20 protein-coding genes and 1 pseudogene are annotated in these 17,303 nt (G+C 66.7%); 5 read left to right on the forward strand and 16 right to left on the reverse strand.

All coding sequences use genetic code 11. The features are described from left to right. Positions 1-15: 15 nt before the first annotated feature. The 9 genes and pseudogenes from IXW21_RS18665 to IXW21_RS09895 all read right to left on the reverse strand — a co-directional run bounded on the left by IXW21_RS18665 (position 16) and on the right by IXW21_RS09895 (position 6,093). Positions 16-354 carry a hypothetical protein gene (locus IXW21_RS18665; RefSeq protein WP_416361097.1) on the reverse strand — a complete coding sequence of 113 codons (339 nt, stop codon included), beginning with the start codon at positions 352-354 and terminating at the stop codon, positions 16-18. After that, positions 340-1,202 (reverse strand): annotated as a pseudogene (locus IXW21_RS18670) (DNA-processing protein DprA); the annotation flags it as partial. The gene IXW21_RS18665 and the pseudogene IXW21_RS18670, both read right to left, overlap by 15 nt. Further along, positions 1,199-2,728: a YifB family Mg chelatase-like AAA ATPase gene (locus IXW21_RS09865; RefSeq protein ID WP_194764092.1), complete on the reverse strand. Its 1,530-nt coding sequence runs from the start codon at positions 2,726-2,728 to the stop codon at positions 1,199-1,201. The pseudogene IXW21_RS18670 and the gene IXW21_RS09865, both read right to left, overlap by 4 nt. Then, positions 2,725-3,087, reverse strand: coding sequence for a YraN family protein (locus IXW21_RS09870; RefSeq protein WP_194764093.1), 363 nt, complete (start codon positions 3,085-3,087; stop codon positions 2,725-2,727). Before IXW21_RS09870 ends, IXW21_RS09865 begins: the two co-directional genes overlap by 4 nt. A 102-nt stretch (positions 3,088-3,189) precedes the next feature. Continuing rightward, positions 3,190-3,516: a DUF2469 family protein gene (locus IXW21_RS09875; RefSeq protein WP_056419488.1), complete on the reverse strand. Its 327-nt coding sequence runs from the start codon at positions 3,514-3,516 to the stop codon at positions 3,190-3,192. A 47-nt stretch (positions 3,517-3,563) separates the two neighbouring features. After that, positions 3,564-4,223: a ribonuclease HII gene (locus tag IXW21_RS09880; protein WP_194764094.1), complete on the reverse strand. Its 660-nt coding sequence runs from the start codon at positions 4,221-4,223 to the stop codon at positions 3,564-3,566. Continuing rightward, entirely contained in the window at positions 4,220-4,954 is a 735-nt protein-coding gene (gene lepB, locus IXW21_RS09885; protein WP_194764095.1) for a signal peptidase I, read from the reverse strand. The genes IXW21_RS09880 and lepB overlap by 4 nt, the downstream gene beginning before the upstream one ends. A gap of 117 nt (positions 4,955-5,071) precedes the next feature. After that, on the reverse strand, positions 5,072-5,419 hold the full coding sequence (rplS, locus tag IXW21_RS09890) for a 50S ribosomal protein L19 (RefSeq protein ID WP_194764096.1): 348 nt from the start codon (positions 5,417-5,419) through the stop codon (positions 5,072-5,074). Between the two features lie 176 nt (positions 5,420-5,595). Beyond that, positions 5,596-6,093, reverse strand: coding sequence for an MFS transporter permease (locus IXW21_RS09895; RefSeq protein ID WP_194764097.1), 498 nt, complete (start codon positions 6,091-6,093; stop codon positions 5,596-5,598). A 109-nt stretch (positions 6,094-6,202) separates the two neighbouring features. On the opposite strand from IXW21_RS09895, the gene map reads away from it, so the two are divergent. Next, positions 6,203-6,985 (forward strand): type I methionyl aminopeptidase, encoded by a 783-nt coding sequence (gene map / locus IXW21_RS09900; protein ID WP_194764098.1) that lies wholly within the window; start codon positions 6,203-6,205, stop codon positions 6,983-6,985. A 24-nt stretch (positions 6,986-7,009) separates the two neighbouring features. Here map and IXW21_RS09905 read toward each other — a convergent pair whose 3' ends face one another. The 5 genes from IXW21_RS09905 to rpsP are packed head-to-tail and all read right to left on the reverse strand — an operon-like array spanning position 7,010 to position 9,807. Further along, positions 7,010-7,747 carry a class I SAM-dependent methyltransferase gene (locus IXW21_RS09905; RefSeq protein ID WP_194764099.1) on the reverse strand — a complete coding sequence of 246 codons (738 nt, stop codon included), beginning with the start codon at positions 7,745-7,747 and terminating at the stop codon, positions 7,010-7,012. Between the two features lie 59 nt (positions 7,748-7,806). Further along, positions 7,807-8,514: a tRNA (guanosine(37)-N1)-methyltransferase TrmD gene (gene trmD / locus IXW21_RS09910; RefSeq protein WP_194764100.1), complete on the reverse strand. Its 708-nt coding sequence runs from the start codon at positions 8,512-8,514 to the stop codon at positions 7,807-7,809. Positions 8,515-8,534: 20 nt separating this feature from the next. Further along, positions 8,535-9,155: a ribosome maturation factor RimM gene (gene rimM / locus IXW21_RS09915; RefSeq protein ID WP_194764101.1), complete on the reverse strand. Its 621-nt coding sequence runs from the start codon at positions 9,153-9,155 to the stop codon at positions 8,535-8,537. Beyond that, on the reverse strand, positions 9,139-9,369 hold the full coding sequence (locus IXW21_RS09920) for an RNA-binding protein (protein WP_056307930.1): 231 nt from the start codon (positions 9,367-9,369) through the stop codon (positions 9,139-9,141). The genes rimM and IXW21_RS09920 overlap by 17 nt, the downstream gene beginning before the upstream one ends. Positions 9,370-9,375: 6 nt before the next feature. Beyond that, complete coding sequence (gene rpsP, locus IXW21_RS09925) at positions 9,376-9,807, reverse strand: 30S ribosomal protein S16 (protein WP_194764102.1); 432 nt, start codon at positions 9,805-9,807, stop codon at positions 9,376-9,378. A gap of 209 nt (positions 9,808-10,016) precedes the next feature. Here rpsP and IXW21_RS09930 point away from each other — a divergent pair, with 209 nt between their 5' ends. Then, positions 10,017-11,168 carry a glutamate--cysteine ligase gene (locus IXW21_RS09930; RefSeq protein ID WP_194764103.1) on the forward strand — a complete coding sequence of 384 codons (1,152 nt, stop codon included), beginning with the start codon at positions 10,017-10,019 and terminating at the stop codon, positions 11,166-11,168. A gap of 2 nt (positions 11,169-11,170) precedes the next feature. Here the strand turns inward: IXW21_RS09930 and IXW21_RS09935 are convergent, their stop codons facing one another. Beyond that, complete coding sequence (locus IXW21_RS09935; RefSeq protein WP_194764104.1) at positions 11,171-12,142, reverse strand: sugar-binding transcriptional regulator; 972 nt, start codon at positions 12,140-12,142, stop codon at positions 11,171-11,173. 101 nt (positions 12,143-12,243) lie between these two features. Here IXW21_RS09935 and IXW21_RS09940 point away from each other — a divergent pair, with 101 nt between their 5' ends. From IXW21_RS09940 to glpK, 3 genes are all read left to right on the forward strand, one after another. Next, a complete protein-coding gene (locus tag IXW21_RS09940) occupies positions 12,244-13,953 on the forward strand; it encodes a glycerol-3-phosphate dehydrogenase/oxidase (RefSeq protein WP_194764105.1) in 1,710 nt (569 codons plus the stop codon). A gap of 92 nt (positions 13,954-14,045) precedes the next feature. Next, a complete protein-coding gene (locus IXW21_RS09945; protein ID WP_194764106.1) occupies positions 14,046-14,798 on the forward strand; it encodes an MIP/aquaporin family protein in 753 nt (250 codons plus the stop codon). Between the two features lie 29 nt (positions 14,799-14,827). Continuing rightward, a complete protein-coding gene (gene glpK / locus IXW21_RS09950; RefSeq protein WP_194764107.1) occupies positions 14,828-16,342 on the forward strand; it encodes a glycerol kinase GlpK in 1,515 nt (504 codons plus the stop codon). 2 nt (positions 16,343-16,344) lie between these two features. On the opposite strand, the gene IXW21_RS09955 is transcribed toward glpK, so the two are convergent. Further along, positions 16,345-17,280 carry a LysR family transcriptional regulator gene (locus IXW21_RS09955; RefSeq protein ID WP_194764108.1) on the reverse strand — a complete coding sequence of 312 codons (936 nt, stop codon included), beginning with the start codon at positions 17,278-17,280 and terminating at the stop codon, positions 16,345-16,347. Positions 17,281-17,303 lie beyond the last annotated feature (23 nt).

The raw sequence follows: 17,303 nt of genomic DNA on the forward strand, positions 1-17,303 counted from the left end.
AGGCACGGGCTGAGGTCAGCCTCGCCGTGCCTCCATCCGCTTCTTCCTCCACCCGGCGTCCGACCGTTCCACTGCCCCTTCCAGCTCGAGGACGCCCAGAAGGGCTCGCGTCCGGTCGGGAGCCAAGCCCGCCCGTCGTCCGATCTCGGCGAGCGGCACCCAGCTCCGGGTCCCGATCGCATCCAGCAGCCGGCGCTGTTCCGGGTCGGTCGCCCTCGTCTCGGGAATGACCGAGCGTGGCGCTCCCTCCCACAGTTCACGGACTTCGCTCGTGTTCGTGACGCAGCGGGCGTCGTACTCCCGAAGCAGGCGATGACATCCCGCGGATGCGGCGGAGGTGACCGGCCCGGGCACCGCTCCGAGTGGCCGCCCCAGCGAGGCGGCATGACCAGCCGTGTTGAGCGACCCGCTGCGCCACCCCGCTTCGACCACGACCGTCGCCTGAGCCACGGCGGCGATCAGTCGATTGCGCGACAGAAAGCGCCACTTGGTCGGCGCGACCCCGCAGGGCACTTCGCTGACGACCGCCCCGGTGCCGACGATCCGACGCAACAACTGCTGATGACCTTGCGGGTACGCTCTGTCCACGCCCCCGGCGAGAAACGCCACTGTGGCCCCGTCCACAGTGAGCGCGGCTCTGTGAGCAGCACCGTCGATTCCGTACGCACCGCCCGAGACGATCACCGCACCCGTTGCTGCGAGGTCGCCCGCGATCTCCGCCGTACCATCTCTCCGTATGCGCTGGACGCTCGCGCGCCGACGATCGCGACGCGAGGATCGCGGCTGAGCAGAGAGGTATCGCCACGCACCCACAGAACGATCGGGGCGTGCGCGCCGAGGTCTTCCAGCGCGATCGGCCACTCCGGGTCACCGGGCACGACCAGCTGGGCCACCACATCACGGGCGTCCGTGACGGCGCGCCGCACGGCCTCCGGATCCGCTCTCGCCGACCATCGCGCGATTCCCTCCCTGATCGTCCTGCCCTCATCCCCCGGCGGGACGAGTGCCTGCGTGTCGCCGAAGACGAATCTGAGCGCCCCCGCGGCGCCGAGCTCGCCGACCAAAGCCCCGGCAACACCGTCGCCTGGTTCGGCCAGCACCGACCACGCGATCCGCGCGATCGTCTCGGCATGCTCACCGGCGGGATGCACGTCATCGACGGCGGTGCGGAGTCCTCCGTCTGCGAGCAGCGCGTCGATCATGAGATGAATCCTCTCTTGAGGAAGAGCGCTCCGCCGACCTCGTCGCGGCCCGGTCTGTCGACCCCAGCGAGGTCTGCCATGGTCCAGGCCACGCGCAGCACGCGATCGTAGCCCCGCAGGGTGAGGGCACCCCGTTCCAATGCCGTGTCGAGGGGGGCGCGGGCCTTCGGGTCGACCCGCAGGTCGAACTGGCGCAGACGCGCACCGGGGATCTCACCGTTGCATCGCCAGGGTGTGCCCCGCCAGCGCGCGGCCGCGCGCTCCCTCGCCTCACGGACGCGCTCGCGCGCTGTGGCGGTGGTGACCGTTGCCTGAGCCCCGCGCATGGTTCGAGCCACCGCCACCCTCGCGACGTGGAGCTCGATGTCGAGTCGATCCCGGAGAGGTCCGGACAGGCGTGTCGCGTATCGACGTATGGCGAGCGAGGGGCAGACGCACTCTGCCCCTCGGACTCCGTTGTTCCCGCACGGACACGGGTTCATCGCCAGAACGAGCTGGAAGCGCGCGGGGTAGCTCGCCGTGAAACCGGCTCGACTCACCTCGATGGCGCCGGCCTCGAGAGGCTGGCGAAGCGAGTCGAGAGCGACCCGGGAGAACTCCGCTGCTTCGTCGAGGAAGAGGACTCCCCGATGCGCGCGCACGATCGCGCCTGGACGGGCCACACGCGATCCACCTCCGACCAAGGCGGCCACAGATGCGCTGTGGTGCGGTGACTGGATCGGCGGCACGAGATCGAGACTGCGAACCGACTCCCCCGCGAGCGAGCGGATCGACGCCACCTCGAGCGCCTCCTCGTCCGTGAGCGGTGGCAGGATGCCGGGGAGCCGACGCGCAAGCATGGTCTTGCCAGCGCCCGGCGGTCCGCTCAAGAGCATGTGATGACCACCGGCAGCCGCGATGGTCAGCGCCTCGACAGCCGCTTCCTGACCGATGACGTCGGCGAGGTCGAGCTGCGCAGGTGGGTCGGAGACGTTGCTGATCGATTCGACGGGTTCGACGTCAACCGGTTCCACATCGGCCCCGTGCCAGAGCGCCACCTGAGCGAGTGTCGCTGCCGCGCGCACATCGATCCCCGGAACGAGCCGCGCCTCCGCTTCGTTGGCATGGGGGACGATCACCGTGTCGAAGCCGGCGCGCATGGCCGCGAAGACCGCGGGGAGGACGCCGGGAACCGGTCGAAGCCGGCCGTCGAGTCCGAGTTCGCCCAGGTGCACCGTCCTCGAGATGGCTCGTGACTGCACCGCACCTCCCGCCGCCAGCGCGGCCACTGCGACGCTCAGATCGAAAGCCGAGCCCTGCTTCGGCAGGCTCGCGGGCGACAGGTTCACGGTCAGGCGGCGACGCGGAAGCGAGAGCCCCACGTTCTTGCAGGCGTTGTGCACCCGCTGAACGGCCTCTCCCAGAGATTTGTCGGGCAGCCCGATGATCCTGAATTCCGGAGTCTGGTTCGACAGGTCCGCTTCGACCTCGACCATGTGCCCGACGACACCGGTGAGCGCGACAGCCCAGGTCCGAGCGGTCGTCACGACAGGTCCCGAAGGTGCTCGAGTTCTCCCGAGGCGGGGTCCGATCCGATGATCCCGATCGCCTCGATGACGATCTCCAGCCCACGCGCGTGTTCCGGATTCGCCTCGGCCCAGGCATGGGCGAGCTGCCACAGGCGGCGACGCTTTCGGGCATCGACCGCCTCGAAGGGATGGCCGAAAGCTGCCGATCGCCGCGTCTTCACCTCGACGACTGCGAGTCGTCGGTCGATCCTGGCTACGACGTCGATCTCGCCCTGGTCGGAGCGCCAGTTCCTGTCGAGTACTCGATACCCGATCGCGGTCAGATAGCGGACCGCACGCTCTTCACCGGCTCTGCCGAGCTCGTCTTTCGCTGCCATGGGGACAGCCTGACGAGAACGACGACGTCGCGATGCGGCGACACCGCGCGATCACCGGCTTCTCTGGGAAACCGCGAAATCACTCGATATGTGCAGAGCGGATCACTCGCCGTCGAGCGAGAGCTCCTGGGGGATCTCGAACTCACGACGCTGCAGCTCTTCGACGTTCACATCCTTGAACGTGAGCACGCGAACGGCCTTGACGAATCGGTCAGCCCGATAGATGTCCCAGACCCAGACATCGCTCATCGAGATCTCGAAATAGAAATCGTGCTCGGTGTCGCGGCGGACCACGTTGACCTCGTTGGCGAGGTAGAACCGCCGCTCCGTCTCGACGACGTACTGGAACTGCGCGACGACATCGCGGTACTCGCGGAACAGTGCGAGTTCGAGCTCGCGGTCGTAGTCGTCGAAGGCTTCCTCATCCATGATGACTCCATCCTAGAGTCGACGGCGCGACTGGGCCGCACGAGCCGTCAGAACAGGGTCGGTGCAGCGGCGATGGCCCACGACGACCGGTGGTGCGGTGACAGCCCGAGGTCGTTGATGGCCTGACGATGCTCGGCACTCGCATACCCCTTGTTCCTGTCCCACTGATATGCCGGGTGCTCCTCATGAATCCCGGTCATGTACGTGTCTCGAGCGACCTTCGCGATCACGGACGCCGCCGAGACGGATGCGCAGTCCCGGTCGGCTTTGATCACCGGCCGTACTCGCAGCGGGTCCGGGTGCACAGAGGAGAGATAGTCGTGGTTCCCGTCGAGCAGCACCAGCGCGTTCGCGAGCAGGACTCCCTGATCGGCGATGGCCTGCACTGCGCGTGAGGCGGCGAGCCCCAGAGCACGCATGATCCCCACCTCATCGACTTCGGCAGAGCTCGCCCACCCGACGCCCGAGGCCTGCACCCACGCGGACGCGCGGACGGCGACCTCAGGCCTGCGCTTCTCGGAGACCAGCTTGGAATCGCGGAGCCCGTCAGGGACACGCCGCCGCGCACCGGCGGCGGTCATCATCGCAGCGCCCACCGCCACGGGGCCGGCCAGCGCCCCTCTACCCACCTCGTCCAAAGAGATCACGAGGTCGCACTCGGTCAACAGTCTGCGCTCCAGCGCGAGCGTCGGCACGGCCACGGTCATTCCGGATCCGGAACCCCGTTGAAGCTGTCGTGATGACCGTCGATCGTTCCCAGTCGGTCGAGGGGCCAGGTGGTGAGGAACGCCTTGCCGACCACGTTCGCGAGAGGCACGAATCCGCCGCTGGGCAGATCCTGATGCGCGCGCGAATCGCGCGAACGGTCGCGGTTGTCGCCGAGGAGCCACAGAGACTCTTCGGGAACTGTGACGTCGAAGGCCTCGTTCGAGGCTGCGGTGTCACCGTCCGGGAGGTTGAGATAGGCGAGCTCATCGATCGGAGCGCCGTTGACGGTGATCTGGCCGAGGGCGTTGCAGCAGACCACGTGATCGCCCGGAAGGCCGATGACACGCTTCACGAGGTGATCCTGCGAGTCCGTCGCCGAGATGCCGACCATGTTGAGCACCCAGTCGACCGCTTCGACCAGCGGAGGCTGCGCCGGAGTCTGCGGCACACCGTCGAGCCACCCGCCCGGATCCTTGAAGACGACGACGTCTCCGCGTTCGTACGAGGCCCACCGCGGCGTGAGCTCGTCCACGAGGATGCGGTCGTTGACCATCAGCGTCCGTTCCATGGACGCGGAGGGGATGTAGAACGAGCGTACGACGAACGTCTTGACCACGAACGAGACGAGAGCCGCGATCACGATGATCACGAGGACGTCCCGGAGGAAGATCAGAAGACCGCGGCGACGCCTGGTCGGGGACGTGGACGCAGCCGCAGAGTCAGTCGTCATCTGGATTCCTTCACAGTCTCGAACCGCTCGGAGACGGCATTACCAAGGTTCGCACACCTCGCTGAAAACACAGCACCCCGGGACATCGTGTCCCGGGGTGCTGTGGAGCGCGCGAAGTCAGTTGTCGCGCTTCTCCTTGATCTTCGCCTTCTTGCCACGCAGCTGGCGGAGGTAGTACAGCTTCGCGCGACGCACGTCACCGCGAGTGACGACCTCGATGTGGTCGATCACCGGGGAGTGAACCGGGAAGGTACGCTCGACGCCCACCTGGAAGCTGATCTTGCGAACGGTGAAGGTCTCACGCACACCATCGCCCTGGCGACCGATGACGACGCCCTTGAAGACCTGGATACGCGAGCGGGTTCCCTCGGTGATGTTCACGTGCACGTTGACCGTGTCACCGGGGTGGAAGACGGGGATGTCGGAACGCAGGGATGCTGCGTCGACGGCGTCGAGGATCTGCATGATCGTCTCTCTCTGCACTCGCCTCAGGTCGGATGCATGATGTAGGAAGGAATAAGAACGGGTTCGTGCTGAACGGCGCCGAAGCGTCCGCGGGCTCCCCTGAGGCAGAACCGGTCACGGCACAAACATTCATTCTGCCACGGATGCGGCTCGCATTCAAAACGCTCGCGGCACTGTCAGTCGCGTGAGTCGGTCTCCCTGACGACGATGACCTCGTGCGGTCTGGTCGCACGAGGAGACGAGCTCGTCTCGCCGACGCTCTCCGTCATGGACCACGACACGGTCTGACGGAATCCTGCCCCGTTCGCCTTCGCCTCGGTCCAGAGCTGCCAGAACTGCAGCCAGAACATGCCGATCCCCACGACGACAGCCGCGGCGAGGAGCCATCCGAACGCGCCGTCGATGAAGCATCCCACGGCGATGGTCAGACCGTGCCAGAGGGTGAACCCGCCGACGTCCCACCAGGACACCGCCCGTTCGGCACGCACCGAAGGGCGCGAACGCGTGAGCAGAGTGAGCGCCAGCTGCCCGACGAAGACCGACGGAACAGCGATGAAGAGGACCCAGAGGATCGCCCAGCCGCCCTGGAACACTCCCCAGCCGATCAACAGCCAGAGCGGCAGCAGGAAAGCCGCCGGAATCAGCCAGCGGAAGAACGCCTGACGCAACCACATGCCTGAATCGTACGACGAAGCACCGACGCCTGTCCCGGTGTTCGCTGTGAGCGCGTGAACGCCCGCGGTCGGCATATCGGGGAGAATGGAGGAGACGAGAGGACACCCGATGATCGAACTGCGCACCCCTGCCGAGATCGACGAGATGCGCGCCGCCGGACGGTTCGTGGCCGAGACCCTGGCCACGTTGCGGGATGAGACCAAGGTCGGAACGAACCTGCTGTCGATCGACCGACGCGCGCACGACTTGATCCGCAAGGCCGGTGCGGAGTCCTGCTACATCGATTACCACCCGTCGTTCGGGGCCAGCCCGTTCGGAAAGGTCATCTGCACCTCGATCAACGACGCGGTCCTGCACGGTCTCCCCCACGACTACGCGCTTCGCGACGGAGACCTCGTCTCTCTCGATTTCGCCGTCTCCGTCGGCGGCTGGGTCGCCGACTCCGCCGTGTCTTTCGTAGTGGGCACGCCACGTGACGAGGATCTCAGGATCATCGAGACGACCGAACGCGCCCTGGATGCCGCGATCGCCGCGGCTGTCGTCGGCAACCGGATCGGCGACATCTCGGCAGCCATCGCCGACGTGTCGCACGGCGAGGGATATTCGATCAACACGGACTTCGGTGGTCACGGCGTCGGGCGCATCATGCACGGCGATCCCCATGTACCCAACGACGGTCGAGCAGGACGTGGATTCCCGCTGCGCGAAGGACTCGTTTTCGCACTCGAGCCCTGGCTGCTCGCGTCCACCGATGAGCTCGTGACCGACCCCGACGGCTGGACTCTGCGCAGCGTCGACGGGTCGAGAGGCGCTCATTCCGAGCACACCGTCGCAGTGACGGCGGACGGACCGATCATTTTGACCGACCGGTCGTTCCTCGGCGTCGACTGAGCTGCGGACTCCCCTGCCGCTCGATCAGACGCGTCGATAGACGAACACGTCGGTCACGATCGGAAGGTCGAACTCCTGCCGGCCGCGGATCTCGGGGTCTCCGTCGAGGACGTTCTCGATCTCTGCGTACAGCGCAGAGCGCGTGTCATCGTCAGCGACGAGGAACGTGCTCACCGTCGACCATCGCCGCAGGTAATCTGCCCGCTCGATCCGCTCGGTCCAGTGGATCTGCTCGTGGGTGACGAATCGGAATCCGGGGAGCTGCTCCACAGCACTGCTCGTGGTGCCGTCGTCGTCGGTGACCGCGGGGTGTGCGATCCGATGCGCCGCGCTGTCCCAGGCGCACGCCGGATCGGAGTGGTTCCAGATCAATCCGAGCGCTCCGTCCGGGGTCAGTACCCGCGCGATCTCGGCGCAGGCGCGCGCACGATCGAACCAGTGGAAGGCTTGGGCGACGGCGACGACATCGACGGAGGCATCCTGCACGGGGATATCCTCAGCGCTGGCACAATGTGCTTCCACACTTGGCAGTTTCGACCGCAGCACCGCGAGCATCGCCTCCGACGGCTCGACCGCGATCACGTGATCGGCTCGCCCGACGAGGAGCTCTGTGAACTTCCCCGTGCCCGCCCCCAGATCCAGCGCCGCGCCCACCGACTGCGGCAGCAGCAGGTCCACGCACGCCGGGGGAAAACCCGGACGGTAGCGGTCGTAGTCCGCTCCGATCGCCTCGAACGATCTCGCCAGTGCTTCGTCGACCACGAGTCGACGCTACCAGCGCACCGAGACGTCACCTCGACCGGCCTCACCGAGTCGGCGGTCTAGGACGCGTCGTCGAGAAGGTCGGGGCGACGTGTGCGGGTTCGTTCGAGCTGCTGATCGCGGCGCCACGTCGCGATCAGCTTGTGGTTGCCGCTGAGGAGGACGTCGGGAACCGCGCGGTCCCGCCACATCGATGGCTTCGTGTACGACGGGTACTCGAGAAGCCCATCCTCATGCGACTCCTCGACCAGGCTCTCGGGGTTCCCCACCACACCGGGGATCAATCGCCCGATGGCCTCGATCATCGCCATGGTCGCGACCTCTCCCCCGTTGAGGACGTAGTCGCCCAGACTCAGGAGGCGCACCTCCCCGAGCGACGATGCGTACTCGAAGACGCGCTCGTCGATGCCCTCATAGCGTCCGCACCCGAAGATCAGGTGCTCGCGAGTACTCAGATCGCGTGCGGTGGCCTGGGTGAACACCTCTCCCGCGGGAGAGGGGAAGATGATGGTCGGCCGTTCCCCCGAGTGCGGCGGAGTGGTGGAGGTGAGCTCGTCGAGTGCGAGTCCCCAGGGCTCGGGCTTCATCACCATACCGGCGCCCCCGCCGTAGGGAGTGTCGTCGACCGTACGGTGACGATCCGAGGTCCAGTCCCGGAGGTCGCGCACGGAGAGATCGAGAATGCCGGTGCTCTGTGCCTTGCCGAGAAGCGAGAGTGTCAGCCCGTCGAAGTACGTCGGGAAGATGGAGACGACGTCGATGCGCACGGCAGCACCCGTACCAGCGGTCACTCGGAGGCGTCGGAGTCCGAGGACTCCCCCGCGTCCGGCGTCTCGGATGCGTCGGGAAGTTCTTCGAAGAGTCCTGCGGGCGGCGTCACGACGACGCGGCCGGCGGTGACATCGACAGTGGGAACGATCGCCTGCACGAACGGGACCATGATCTCCTGGTCACCGGACTTGACGATGAGCAGGTCCTGTGCGGGAAAATGCTCCACGCGGGCGACCTTCCCGACCACGACATCGTCGCGGACGACGTCGAGACCCACGAGCTGGTGATCGAACCAGGCGTTTTCCTCGGCCTCATCGGCATCCTGGTCGATCCAGAGGATCGCGCGGACGAGGCTCTCCGCGCCTTCGCGATCGTCGACGTCGTTGAGGAAGACGACGGGGTTGCCGTTCATCACGCGGTACTCGCGAACGACCACGGTCTTGCCGTGCCACGGAGATGCCTCAGGCACCTGAAGAGTGAACTCGGCTCCCGGCGTGAAACGACCCTCGGGGTTGTCGGTGTACAGCTCGAGCTTGAGCGCGCCCTTCAGGCCGTGAGCCTTGACGAGGCGCCCCACACGCAGCTGATTCTTGCCCTGGTTGCGTTCCTTCGACACCACGTCAGTCGTCCGCGACATCGACGCGGACGCGTCGCCCGTCCGCCAGAGCGGAGATGAGCGTACGCAGTGCTTTCGCGGTGCGGCCGCCGCGCCCGATCACGCGTCCACGATCATCGGGGTGCACGCGCACCTCGAGGAGATCGCCTCGCGGCGAGGTGGACGAATTGATACGCACATCCTCCGGGTGATCGACGATCCCCTTGACGATGTGTTCGAGCGCGGCGGCGAGCACGACGGATTACTCCGAGTCGGCGGCGGGAGCCTCAGCGGCCTCCGCGTCGGCAGCGGCCGGAGCCTCCTCAGCGGGAGCCTCCTTCTTCTCTGCCTTGGGCTTGACGACGGACTTCTTGGACGCGTCGATCTCGAACGGAACCTTGGGCTCCTTGACCTTCAGCGTGGACTTGGCGTCCTTGTCGCCCTTGAACTTGCCCCAGTCGCCCGTGATCTTGAGAAGGGCTGCGACCTGTTCGGTCGGCTGCGCGCCGACGGAGAGCCAGTACTGCGCACGCTCGGAGTCGATCTCGATGAACGAGGGCTCCTCAGTGGGGTGGTACTTGCCGATCTCTTCGATCACGCGGCCGTCGCGCTTGGTCTTCGAGTCGGCGACGACGATGCGGTAGTAGGGCGCACGGATCTTGCCCAGGCGCTTGAGACGAATCTTTACAGCCACGATTCTCCTGAATTGTGTGGAAGTTGACGAACCGATCGCCTGGAGAGTGGGGTGCACACCCGGCGGAAGCTCAAAGAGGGAGGACGAGAGCTGGATAGAGGGTCGAGCACGTCGTCCGACCCTCTATTCTGCCAGATGCGCGGCCCAGGAGCGAAACGCGGCGACACGACGGTTGCCGTGTCGCCGACAGTGCGTGTCAGACTGTGCTCGTGAAGCTCGATTTCGCGCCGTCCGCGCGGTCCACCGTCGGCCTGGAGTGGGAGATCATGCTCGCCGATCCGGCAAGCGGCGATCTCGTCGGGCGCGCGCCTGAGCTGCTGGCCGCGCTCGAGGCGGAGAGTGCCGAGGAGCGTCACACGGTGACCGGCGAACTGCTCACGAACACCATCGAGGTCACCAGCGGCATCGGCGACTCCGTGGCCCACGCTGTCGACGACATCGCGAACGCCATCGCGGCCGTTCGATCGGCCACGGATCCGGCCGGCATCGAGCTGCTGTCGGCGGGCAGCCACCCCTTCGCCCAGTGGTACGACCAGGAAGTCACTGATAAGACGCGGTATCACACCCTCATCGAGCGTACGCAGTGGTGGGGCCGCAACATGATGATCTGGGGAATCCACGTCCACATCGGCGTGGAGGATCAGCGCAAGGTCATCCCCATCATCAACGCCTTGGCCGCCTATCTTCCGCACCTGCAGTCACTGGCCGCGTCGAGCCCGTTCTGGGCGGGCGAGCGCACGGGCTACGCCTCGAACCGCGCCCTGGTCTTCCAGCAGCTGCCGACCGCCGGTCTTCCCTGGCCACTGCGCGACTGGTCGCAGTACGAGTCCTACCTCGATGACATGGTGCGCACCGGCGTGATGGCCGATGCCACCGAAGTCCGCTGGGACATCCGCCCTGCGCCGCGATGGGGAACGATCGAGGTCCGCGCCTGCGACGGCCTCTCGACCCTGCCCGAGCTCGCCGCGGTGGCGGCACTCGTCCAGGTGCTGGTGGAGCATCTCTCCCGTCAGCTCGACGACGGACGCGACCTGGCGGAGATGCCTGCCTGGTTCCACCGCGAGAACAAGTGGCGCGCAGCGCGCTACGGACTCGACGCTCGGGTGATCGTCGACGATGTCGGTACGCAGCGCCCCGTGCGCGAGCACCTGGCGGAGATCATCGACGAACTCGCTCCCATCGCGGTGGAACTCGGCTGCGTGCGCGAGTTCGGGAGCATCGGCTCGATCCTCAAGGACGGCGCGAGCTACGAGCGGCAGCTGATCATCGCGAATGCCACAGGCGGAGATCTGGGCGCCGTCGTACAGCACCTGATCCGCGAGTTCCGCTCGGGCCCCGAGGCGTCGACCGACGGCCCCTGACCTCAGTCCTCGACCAGCATCCGCGCCAGGCCCTCATCGAGCACCACGTCCGTGATGAGCTCTGCGGCGATGGCGGCCCGCAGGCTCACGAGCTTCGGCACACCCGAGACCACGCATACGCGACGGGGCACGCGGCGCAGTCTGTCGAGTGTCGGACCGGTGGCTCTCGCATTCACGCGGATGTCACGCCACGATCCGTCCGCACGGAAGAACACCGTCGCGACGTCACCGATGGCGTGGTCCTCGCGCAGACTGCGGTAATCGTCCCTGCTGAGATAGCCGCCGACGTACACCCGGCTCGGGACCTCGGCCGCGGGCGAACCGAGACTGAACACCGCGATGTCCATCTTCGACTGGAGGTCGAGCACGCGTCGCGTGCTCCGCTCCCGCCACATCGCCTCGCGCGTCGACGGATCGTCGAAGAACGCGGGCACCGGGAACTGCTGCACCTGAGCGCCGAAAGCGCTTCCGAATCGCTGCAGGATGTCACTCGAGTACTCGACGCCGCTCGTCTGGGTGTTCCCCGCGCCGTTGAGCTGCACGAACGTCGTGTTGTGCGTCTCCTTCTGAGTCAGGCCTCGGCTGACGGCGCTGATCGTGGAGCCCCAGGCGACCCCGACGATCATGTTGGAGTCGACGAACTGCGACAGCAACCGCCCCGCAGTCAGGGCCACGCGCTCGAGTCGCTCGACCTCGCTCACGATCTCGGGAATCGGCACCACGTGTGCGACCACTCGATGACCATCGCGGATGCGCTGCTCGAGCATGCCGAGGCGTTCGAGTGGCGAATTGATCCGGATGTCGACCAGCCCGCTCTCCCGCGCGTAGCTCAGCAGGCGGGAGACCGAGGAGCGCGACGTGCCCAGCTCCTGGGCGATGACCTCCATCGTCTTGTCCTGCATGTAGTAGAGCTGCGCCGCGGTGAGCGCGGCGATCAGCTTCGCGTCCCGAGATTCTGCGCCTGACTGGCTCATGTCGACCTCCTGGACACCGATCCTTGCACATATGTGCAGCTGGCTTGCGCGCGGTGGCCGTGCGGGTCGAAGCTGGGAGCAAGCAGAGAGAAGGGTCGAAGATGATCGAGTCGACACACTCATCACCGGAACGCGCGGACGTCCGCGCCGTACGCGAATCGGGACGCACCAGCGTCGTCGTCATCGGAGCGGGCATCAACGGGATCTCGACGTTCCGCGACCTCGCGCTGCAGGGCGTGGACGTCCTGCTCGTCGAACGCGGCGACTTCGCTTCGGGAGCCTCGGCGGCGTCGAGCCACATGATCCACGGTGGCATCCGATACCTCGAGAACGGCGAGTTCCGACTCGTCCGGGAATCCGTCGAAGAGCGCAACGGCCTGCTCAAGATCGCACCGCACTACGTCAAGCCGCTGCAGACGACGATCCCCATCTACTCGACGTTCTCCGGCATCCTCTCCGCTCCGCTGCGCTTCCTGACGCACAAGAGCGGCAAGCCTCAGGAGCGCGGTGCGTTCCTCATCAAGGTCGGCCTCACGATCTACGACACGTTCTCGCGCGACGGCGGCATGGTCCCCCGTCACCGCTTCCTGGGACGCAAGCGCTCGCTCGCCGAGCTCCCCTCGCTCGACCCGAACATCAAGTACACGGCGACCTACTACGACGCCTCGATGCACGATCCGGAGCGCCTCGCACTCGACGTGCTGCAGGACGGACGTGCCGCCCACCCGGGTGCGGTCGCGCTCAACTACGTCGAGGCGATCGGACGCAACGGCGCGAAGGTCCTCCTCCGCGACCGCGAGAGCGGCACCGAGTTCGCGGTCACCGCCGACGTCGTGGTCAACGCCTCGGGCCCCTGGACCGATCTGACGAACGATTCCCTCGGTACCGACACTCGCTTCATGGGCGGCACCAAGGGTTCGCACATCGTCCTCGATCACCCCGAGCTCCTCGAGGCGACCCGGGGTCGCGAGATCTTCTTCGAGCACTCGGACGGCCGCATCGTGCTCATCTACCCGCTCAAGGGGCGCGTCCTCGTCGGCACGACCGACATCGATGCCGACCCGCGCGAGGTCCCTGTGTGCACAGAGGAGGAGATCGACTACTTCTTCGACCTCATCCATCACGTCTTCCCGCAGATCGACGTGACGCGCGAGCAGATCGTCTACAACTTCTCCGGCATCCGTCCGCTTCCCCGTCACGAGGACACCGCTCCCGGCTTCGTGTCCCGCGACTACCGCATCGAGGTCGACGACAAGGGCGCAGCCCCGCTCGTGAGCCTCGTCGGTGGGAAGTGGACGACGTTCCGCGCACTCGGAGAATCGCTCTCGGACGTGGTGCTCGGTCTGATCGGTCGCACCCGCACCGTCTCGACGGCCGGCCGCGCGATCGGTGGAGGCCGCGACTTCCCTCGCACCGAGAAGGCCCGTCGCATCTGGATCCAGGAGAACCTTCCCGGAGCCGGTGACCGCGCCGAGCGTCTGCTCGCCCGCTACGGCACCCGCGCCGCGCAGGTGTGGGAGTACATCGAACAGGGCGATGACGCCCCCCTCGCGGGCGACGACCTGTCGACTCGCGAACTCGCCTGGATGGTCGAGAACGAGATGGTCGCGCGCCTGCAGGACGTCGTCCTGCGTCGCACGAGCATCGCTTTCGTCGGACACGCCGACGCGGATGTGCTCGAAGAGCTTGCCGACGCACTGGCTCCTCTGCTCCACTGGGACCGTGCACGGCACGATGCCGAGCTCGAGCAGACGCGTCTGCTGCTGAACGAACGGCATGGACTGAAGATCTCGTCCCGCGCACGCGGCTGACGGGTGATCCGAACACCGCCCTCCCCGCGGTGTAACTCCCAACAAGTGCCAGGGCTATGGGGCCCTGGCACTCAAGAAAGGTCAAAGAAGACATGACTGATGTGAATCTCGGTCTCTACTTCCTGTCGGAGTTCGTCGGCACAGCGATGCTGATCCTCCTGGGTTGTGGTGTCGTCGCCAACGTCGCCCTCGCCAAGAACAAGGGCTTCGGCGGCGGCTTCCTGATGGTGAACTGGGGATGGGGCCTCGCGGTGTTCGTGGGTGTCCTCGCATCCGCCTACTCCGGCGCCATCCTCAACCCCGCGGTCGGAATCGGACTCCTCGTCGCCGGCAAGATCGACTTCTCGCAGTTCGCGGTGGCGACCGGCGCAGAGCTCCTCGGTGCGATCGTCGGTGCGGTCCTCACCTGGCTCGCCTACAAGCAGCACTTCGATGAGGAACCGGAGGCCGCCAACAAGCTCGGCGTGTTCTCGACCGGCCCCGCGATCCGCTCGTATGGCTGGAATCTCGTCACCGAGGTCATCGGCACCTTCGTCCTCGTGTTCGCTGTCTTCGCGTTCGCAGACTACGGCGTCGCCGACATCGGAACGCCGGCGGGCCTCGGACCGCTCAGCGCACTGCCTGTGGCCCTCGTCGTGGTCGCGATCGGTGCCTCCCTCGGTGGACCGACCGGATACGCCATCAACCCCGCCCGTGACCTCGGACCGCGTATCGCACACGCCATCCTCCCGATCAAGGGCAAGGGCTCGAGCGACTGGTCGTACTCGTGGGTGCCGGTCGTCGGCCCCCTCATCGGTGGTGTCCTCGCCGCCGTCGCCGCGCCCGCACTGCTCAGCCTCGCCTGAACCCGAACCTGACTTCAAAGGAGAACACAATGGCCGACTACATCATCGCCATCGATCAGGGCACCACATCCAGCCGCGCGATCATCTTCGACAAGAAGGGAAGCATCGTCGCGAGCGGCCAGAAGGAGCACGAGCAGATCCTTCCGAAGGCAGGCTGGGTCGAGCACGACCCCGCCGAGATCTGGCGCAACGTGCAGGAGGTCATCGGCCTCGCGCTGAGCCGCGCCGACCTGACACGCCACGACATCGCTGCCGTCGGCATCACCAACCAGCGTGAGACCGCGGTGGTCTGGGACAAGACGACCGGTAAGGCCGTCTACAACGCCATCGTCTGGCAGGACACCCGTACGCAGGAGATCGTCGACCGCCTCGCGGCGGACGGCGGTGTCGAGCGGTTCAAGCCGATCGTGGGCCTCCCGCTCGCGACCTACTTCTCGGGCACCAAGATCGCCTGGATCCTCGAGAACGTCGAGGGTGCGCGCGAGAAGGCCGAGGCGGGCGACCTCGTCTTCGGCACGACCGACAGCTGGGTGCTCTGGAACCTCACCGGCGGCGTCGACGGCGGCGTGCACGTCACCGACGTCACCAACGCGTCGCGCACGCTGTTCATGGACCTCGAGACGCTCGAGTGGCGCGACGACATCCTCGAGGCGTTCGGCGTTCCGCGCTCGATGATGCCGGAGATCCGCTCCTCCTCCGAGGTGTACGGCGCCGCAGAGGACTCCTCGCTGCTGCGCGAGACGCCGATCGCCGGCATCCTGGGCGACCAGCAGGCCGCGACCTTCGGGCAGGCCGCCTTCAACACGGGTGAGAGCAAGAACACCTACGGCACCGGCTGCTTCCTGATTTTCAACACGGGCGAGGAGATCGTCCACTCGAAGAACGGGCTGCTCACCACGGTCGGCTACAAGCTCGGCGACGGACCCACGCACTACGCGCTCGAAGGCTCGATCGCCGTCACGGGATCCCTGATCCAGTGGCTCCGCGACCAGCTCGGCATCATCGGATCCGCTCCCGAGGTCGAGGAGCTCGCCAAGCAGGTCGACGACAACGGCGGCGTCTACATCGTCCCCGCGTTCTCGGGTCTGTTCGCGCCGTACTGGCGTCCTGACGCTCGCGGTGCGATCGTGGGTCTCACCCGCTACGCGAACAAGAACCACATCGCTCGCGCAGCGCTCGAGGCCGTCGCCTTCCAGACGCGCGACGTGCTCGATGCGGTCAACGCCGACGCAGGTGTCGATCTCACCGAGCTCAAGGTCGACGGCGGCATGGTCGCGAACGACGCGCTCATGCAGTTCCAGGCCGACGTGCTGGGCGTTCCGGTCGTTCGCCCGGTCGTCGCGGAGACCACCGCGCTCGGCGCCGCGTACGCCGCCGGACTCGCGGTCGGCTTCTGGAACGGTCTGGACGACCTGTCCGCCAACTGGCAGGAAGACCGCCGCTGGGAGCCGTCGATGGAGGACGCAGAGCGCGACCGCCAGCTTCGCCTGTGGCGCAAGGCCGTCAGCAAGTCTATGGACTGGGTCGATGAGGACGTGAAGTGACCTCAGAGTTCTGAAGAGGCGGGCCCGGAGGATTCCTCCGGGCCCGTTTCGTCTTTCGTGGCATCGATCATCGAGTCGATCACTTCGAGGAAGGCGATCGCGACGCCCCGCGGCGCACGGTCGTCCCACGCGACGTACTGCACGCGCGTCGGGCCGTCGGCGAGTTCGACCGCGACGGCATCCGTGGATGAGCCGACGATGACCCCGGGAGCGAGCAACGCGATCGCCAGCCCCTCCGAGACGAGTCCGAGGATCAACCCGGACGAGTCGGCTTCGAAGGCCACATCGCGGGCGACACCGGATGACGCGAACGCCCTGTCGCCCTGAGCACGCCCCGACGTGCCGGCAGGGAAGTCAGCGAACACCTCGTCGACGAGATCGACGATCCGGACGCCGGTCCGTCCGGCCAGTCTGTGCGTCGGGGCGACCGCTGCCACCAGACGTTCACGGGCGAGCACCCGCACGGCGACGCCCTTCGGCACGCTCCCTTCGCGCAAGCCGAGGAGCGCGATGTCGAGATCTCCCCGTCGCACCGCGTCGGCGAGCGTATCGCTGTTGCCGACGGTGAGCTCGACGCGAGCGTCGGGATGCGCCTCTCGGAACCGGGAAACCACCCGCGGCACCGACACCGCACTTGCCGTGGGGATCACGCCGAGACGGAGCGTGCCCACGATACGGCCGGACGCAGCGGCCGCGGCATCTCGGGCATCGTCGGCAGCGATCACCGCCTTCCTCGCGTGGACGAGGAAGGCCTCCCCCGCATCCGTCGTCCGGACACTGCGACTCGAACGGACGAAGAGACGTTGTCCGAGTTCGCGCTCCAGGGCGGCGATCTGGTGACTCAGTGCCGATTGCGTGACGTAGCACCGCTCCGCGGCACGGGTGAAGCTCGAGGTCGATGCGACCTCGACGACGTATCGCAGCTGTTGGAGATCCACACGTCCATGATTCATCATCATGA

It is taken from the genome of Microbacterium sp. UFMG61 (assembly GCF_015354505.1).
GTDB lineage: Bacteria > Actinomycetota > Actinomycetes > Actinomycetales > Microbacteriaceae > Microbacterium.

What these genes read in the sequence shown, in the direction of transcription:
- IXW21_RS09870 (WP_194764093.1), bottom strand. Translation starts at nt 3,087, where the DNA reads ATGGCAGCGAAAGACGAGCTCGGCAGAGCCGGTGAAGAGCGTGCGGTC.
- IXW21_RS09875 (WP_056419488.1), bottom strand. Translation starts at nt 3,516, where the DNA reads ATGGATGAGGAAGCCTTCGACGACTACGACCGCGAGCTCGAACTCGCA.
- IXW21_RS09880 (WP_194764094.1), bottom strand. Translation starts at nt 4,223, where the DNA reads ATGACCGTGGCCGTGCCGACGCTCGCGCTGGAGCGCAGACTGTTGACC.
- lepB (WP_194764095.1), bottom strand. Translation starts at nt 4,954, where the DNA reads ATGACGACTGACTCTGCGGCTGCGTCCACGTCCCCGACCAGGCGTCGC.
- rplS (WP_194764096.1), bottom strand. Translation starts at nt 5,419, where the DNA reads ATGCAGATCCTCGACGCCGTCGACGCAGCATCCCTGCGTTCCGACATC.
- IXW21_RS09895 (WP_194764097.1), bottom strand. Translation starts at nt 6,093, where the DNA reads ATGTGGTTGCGTCAGGCGTTCTTCCGCTGGCTGATTCCGGCGGCTTTC.
- map (WP_194764098.1), top strand. Translation starts at nt 6,203, where the DNA reads ATGATCGAACTGCGCACCCCTGCCGAGATCGACGAGATGCGCGCCGCC.
- rimM (WP_194764101.1), bottom strand. Translation starts at nt 9,155, where the DNA reads ATGTCGCGGACGACTGACGTGGTGTCGAAGGAACGCAACCAGGGCAAG.
- IXW21_RS09935 (WP_194764104.1), bottom strand. Translation starts at nt 12,142, where the DNA reads ATGAGCCAGTCAGGCGCAGAATCTCGGGACGCGAAGCTGATCGCCGCG.
- IXW21_RS09940 (WP_194764105.1), top strand. Translation starts at nt 12,244, where the DNA reads ATGATCGAGTCGACACACTCATCACCGGAACGCGCGGACGTCCGCGCC.
- IXW21_RS09945 (WP_194764106.1), top strand. Translation starts at nt 14,046, where the DNA reads ATGACTGATGTGAATCTCGGTCTCTACTTCCTGTCGGAGTTCGTCGGC.
- glpK (WP_194764107.1), top strand. Translation starts at nt 14,828, where the DNA reads ATGGCCGACTACATCATCGCCATCGATCAGGGCACCACATCCAGCCGC.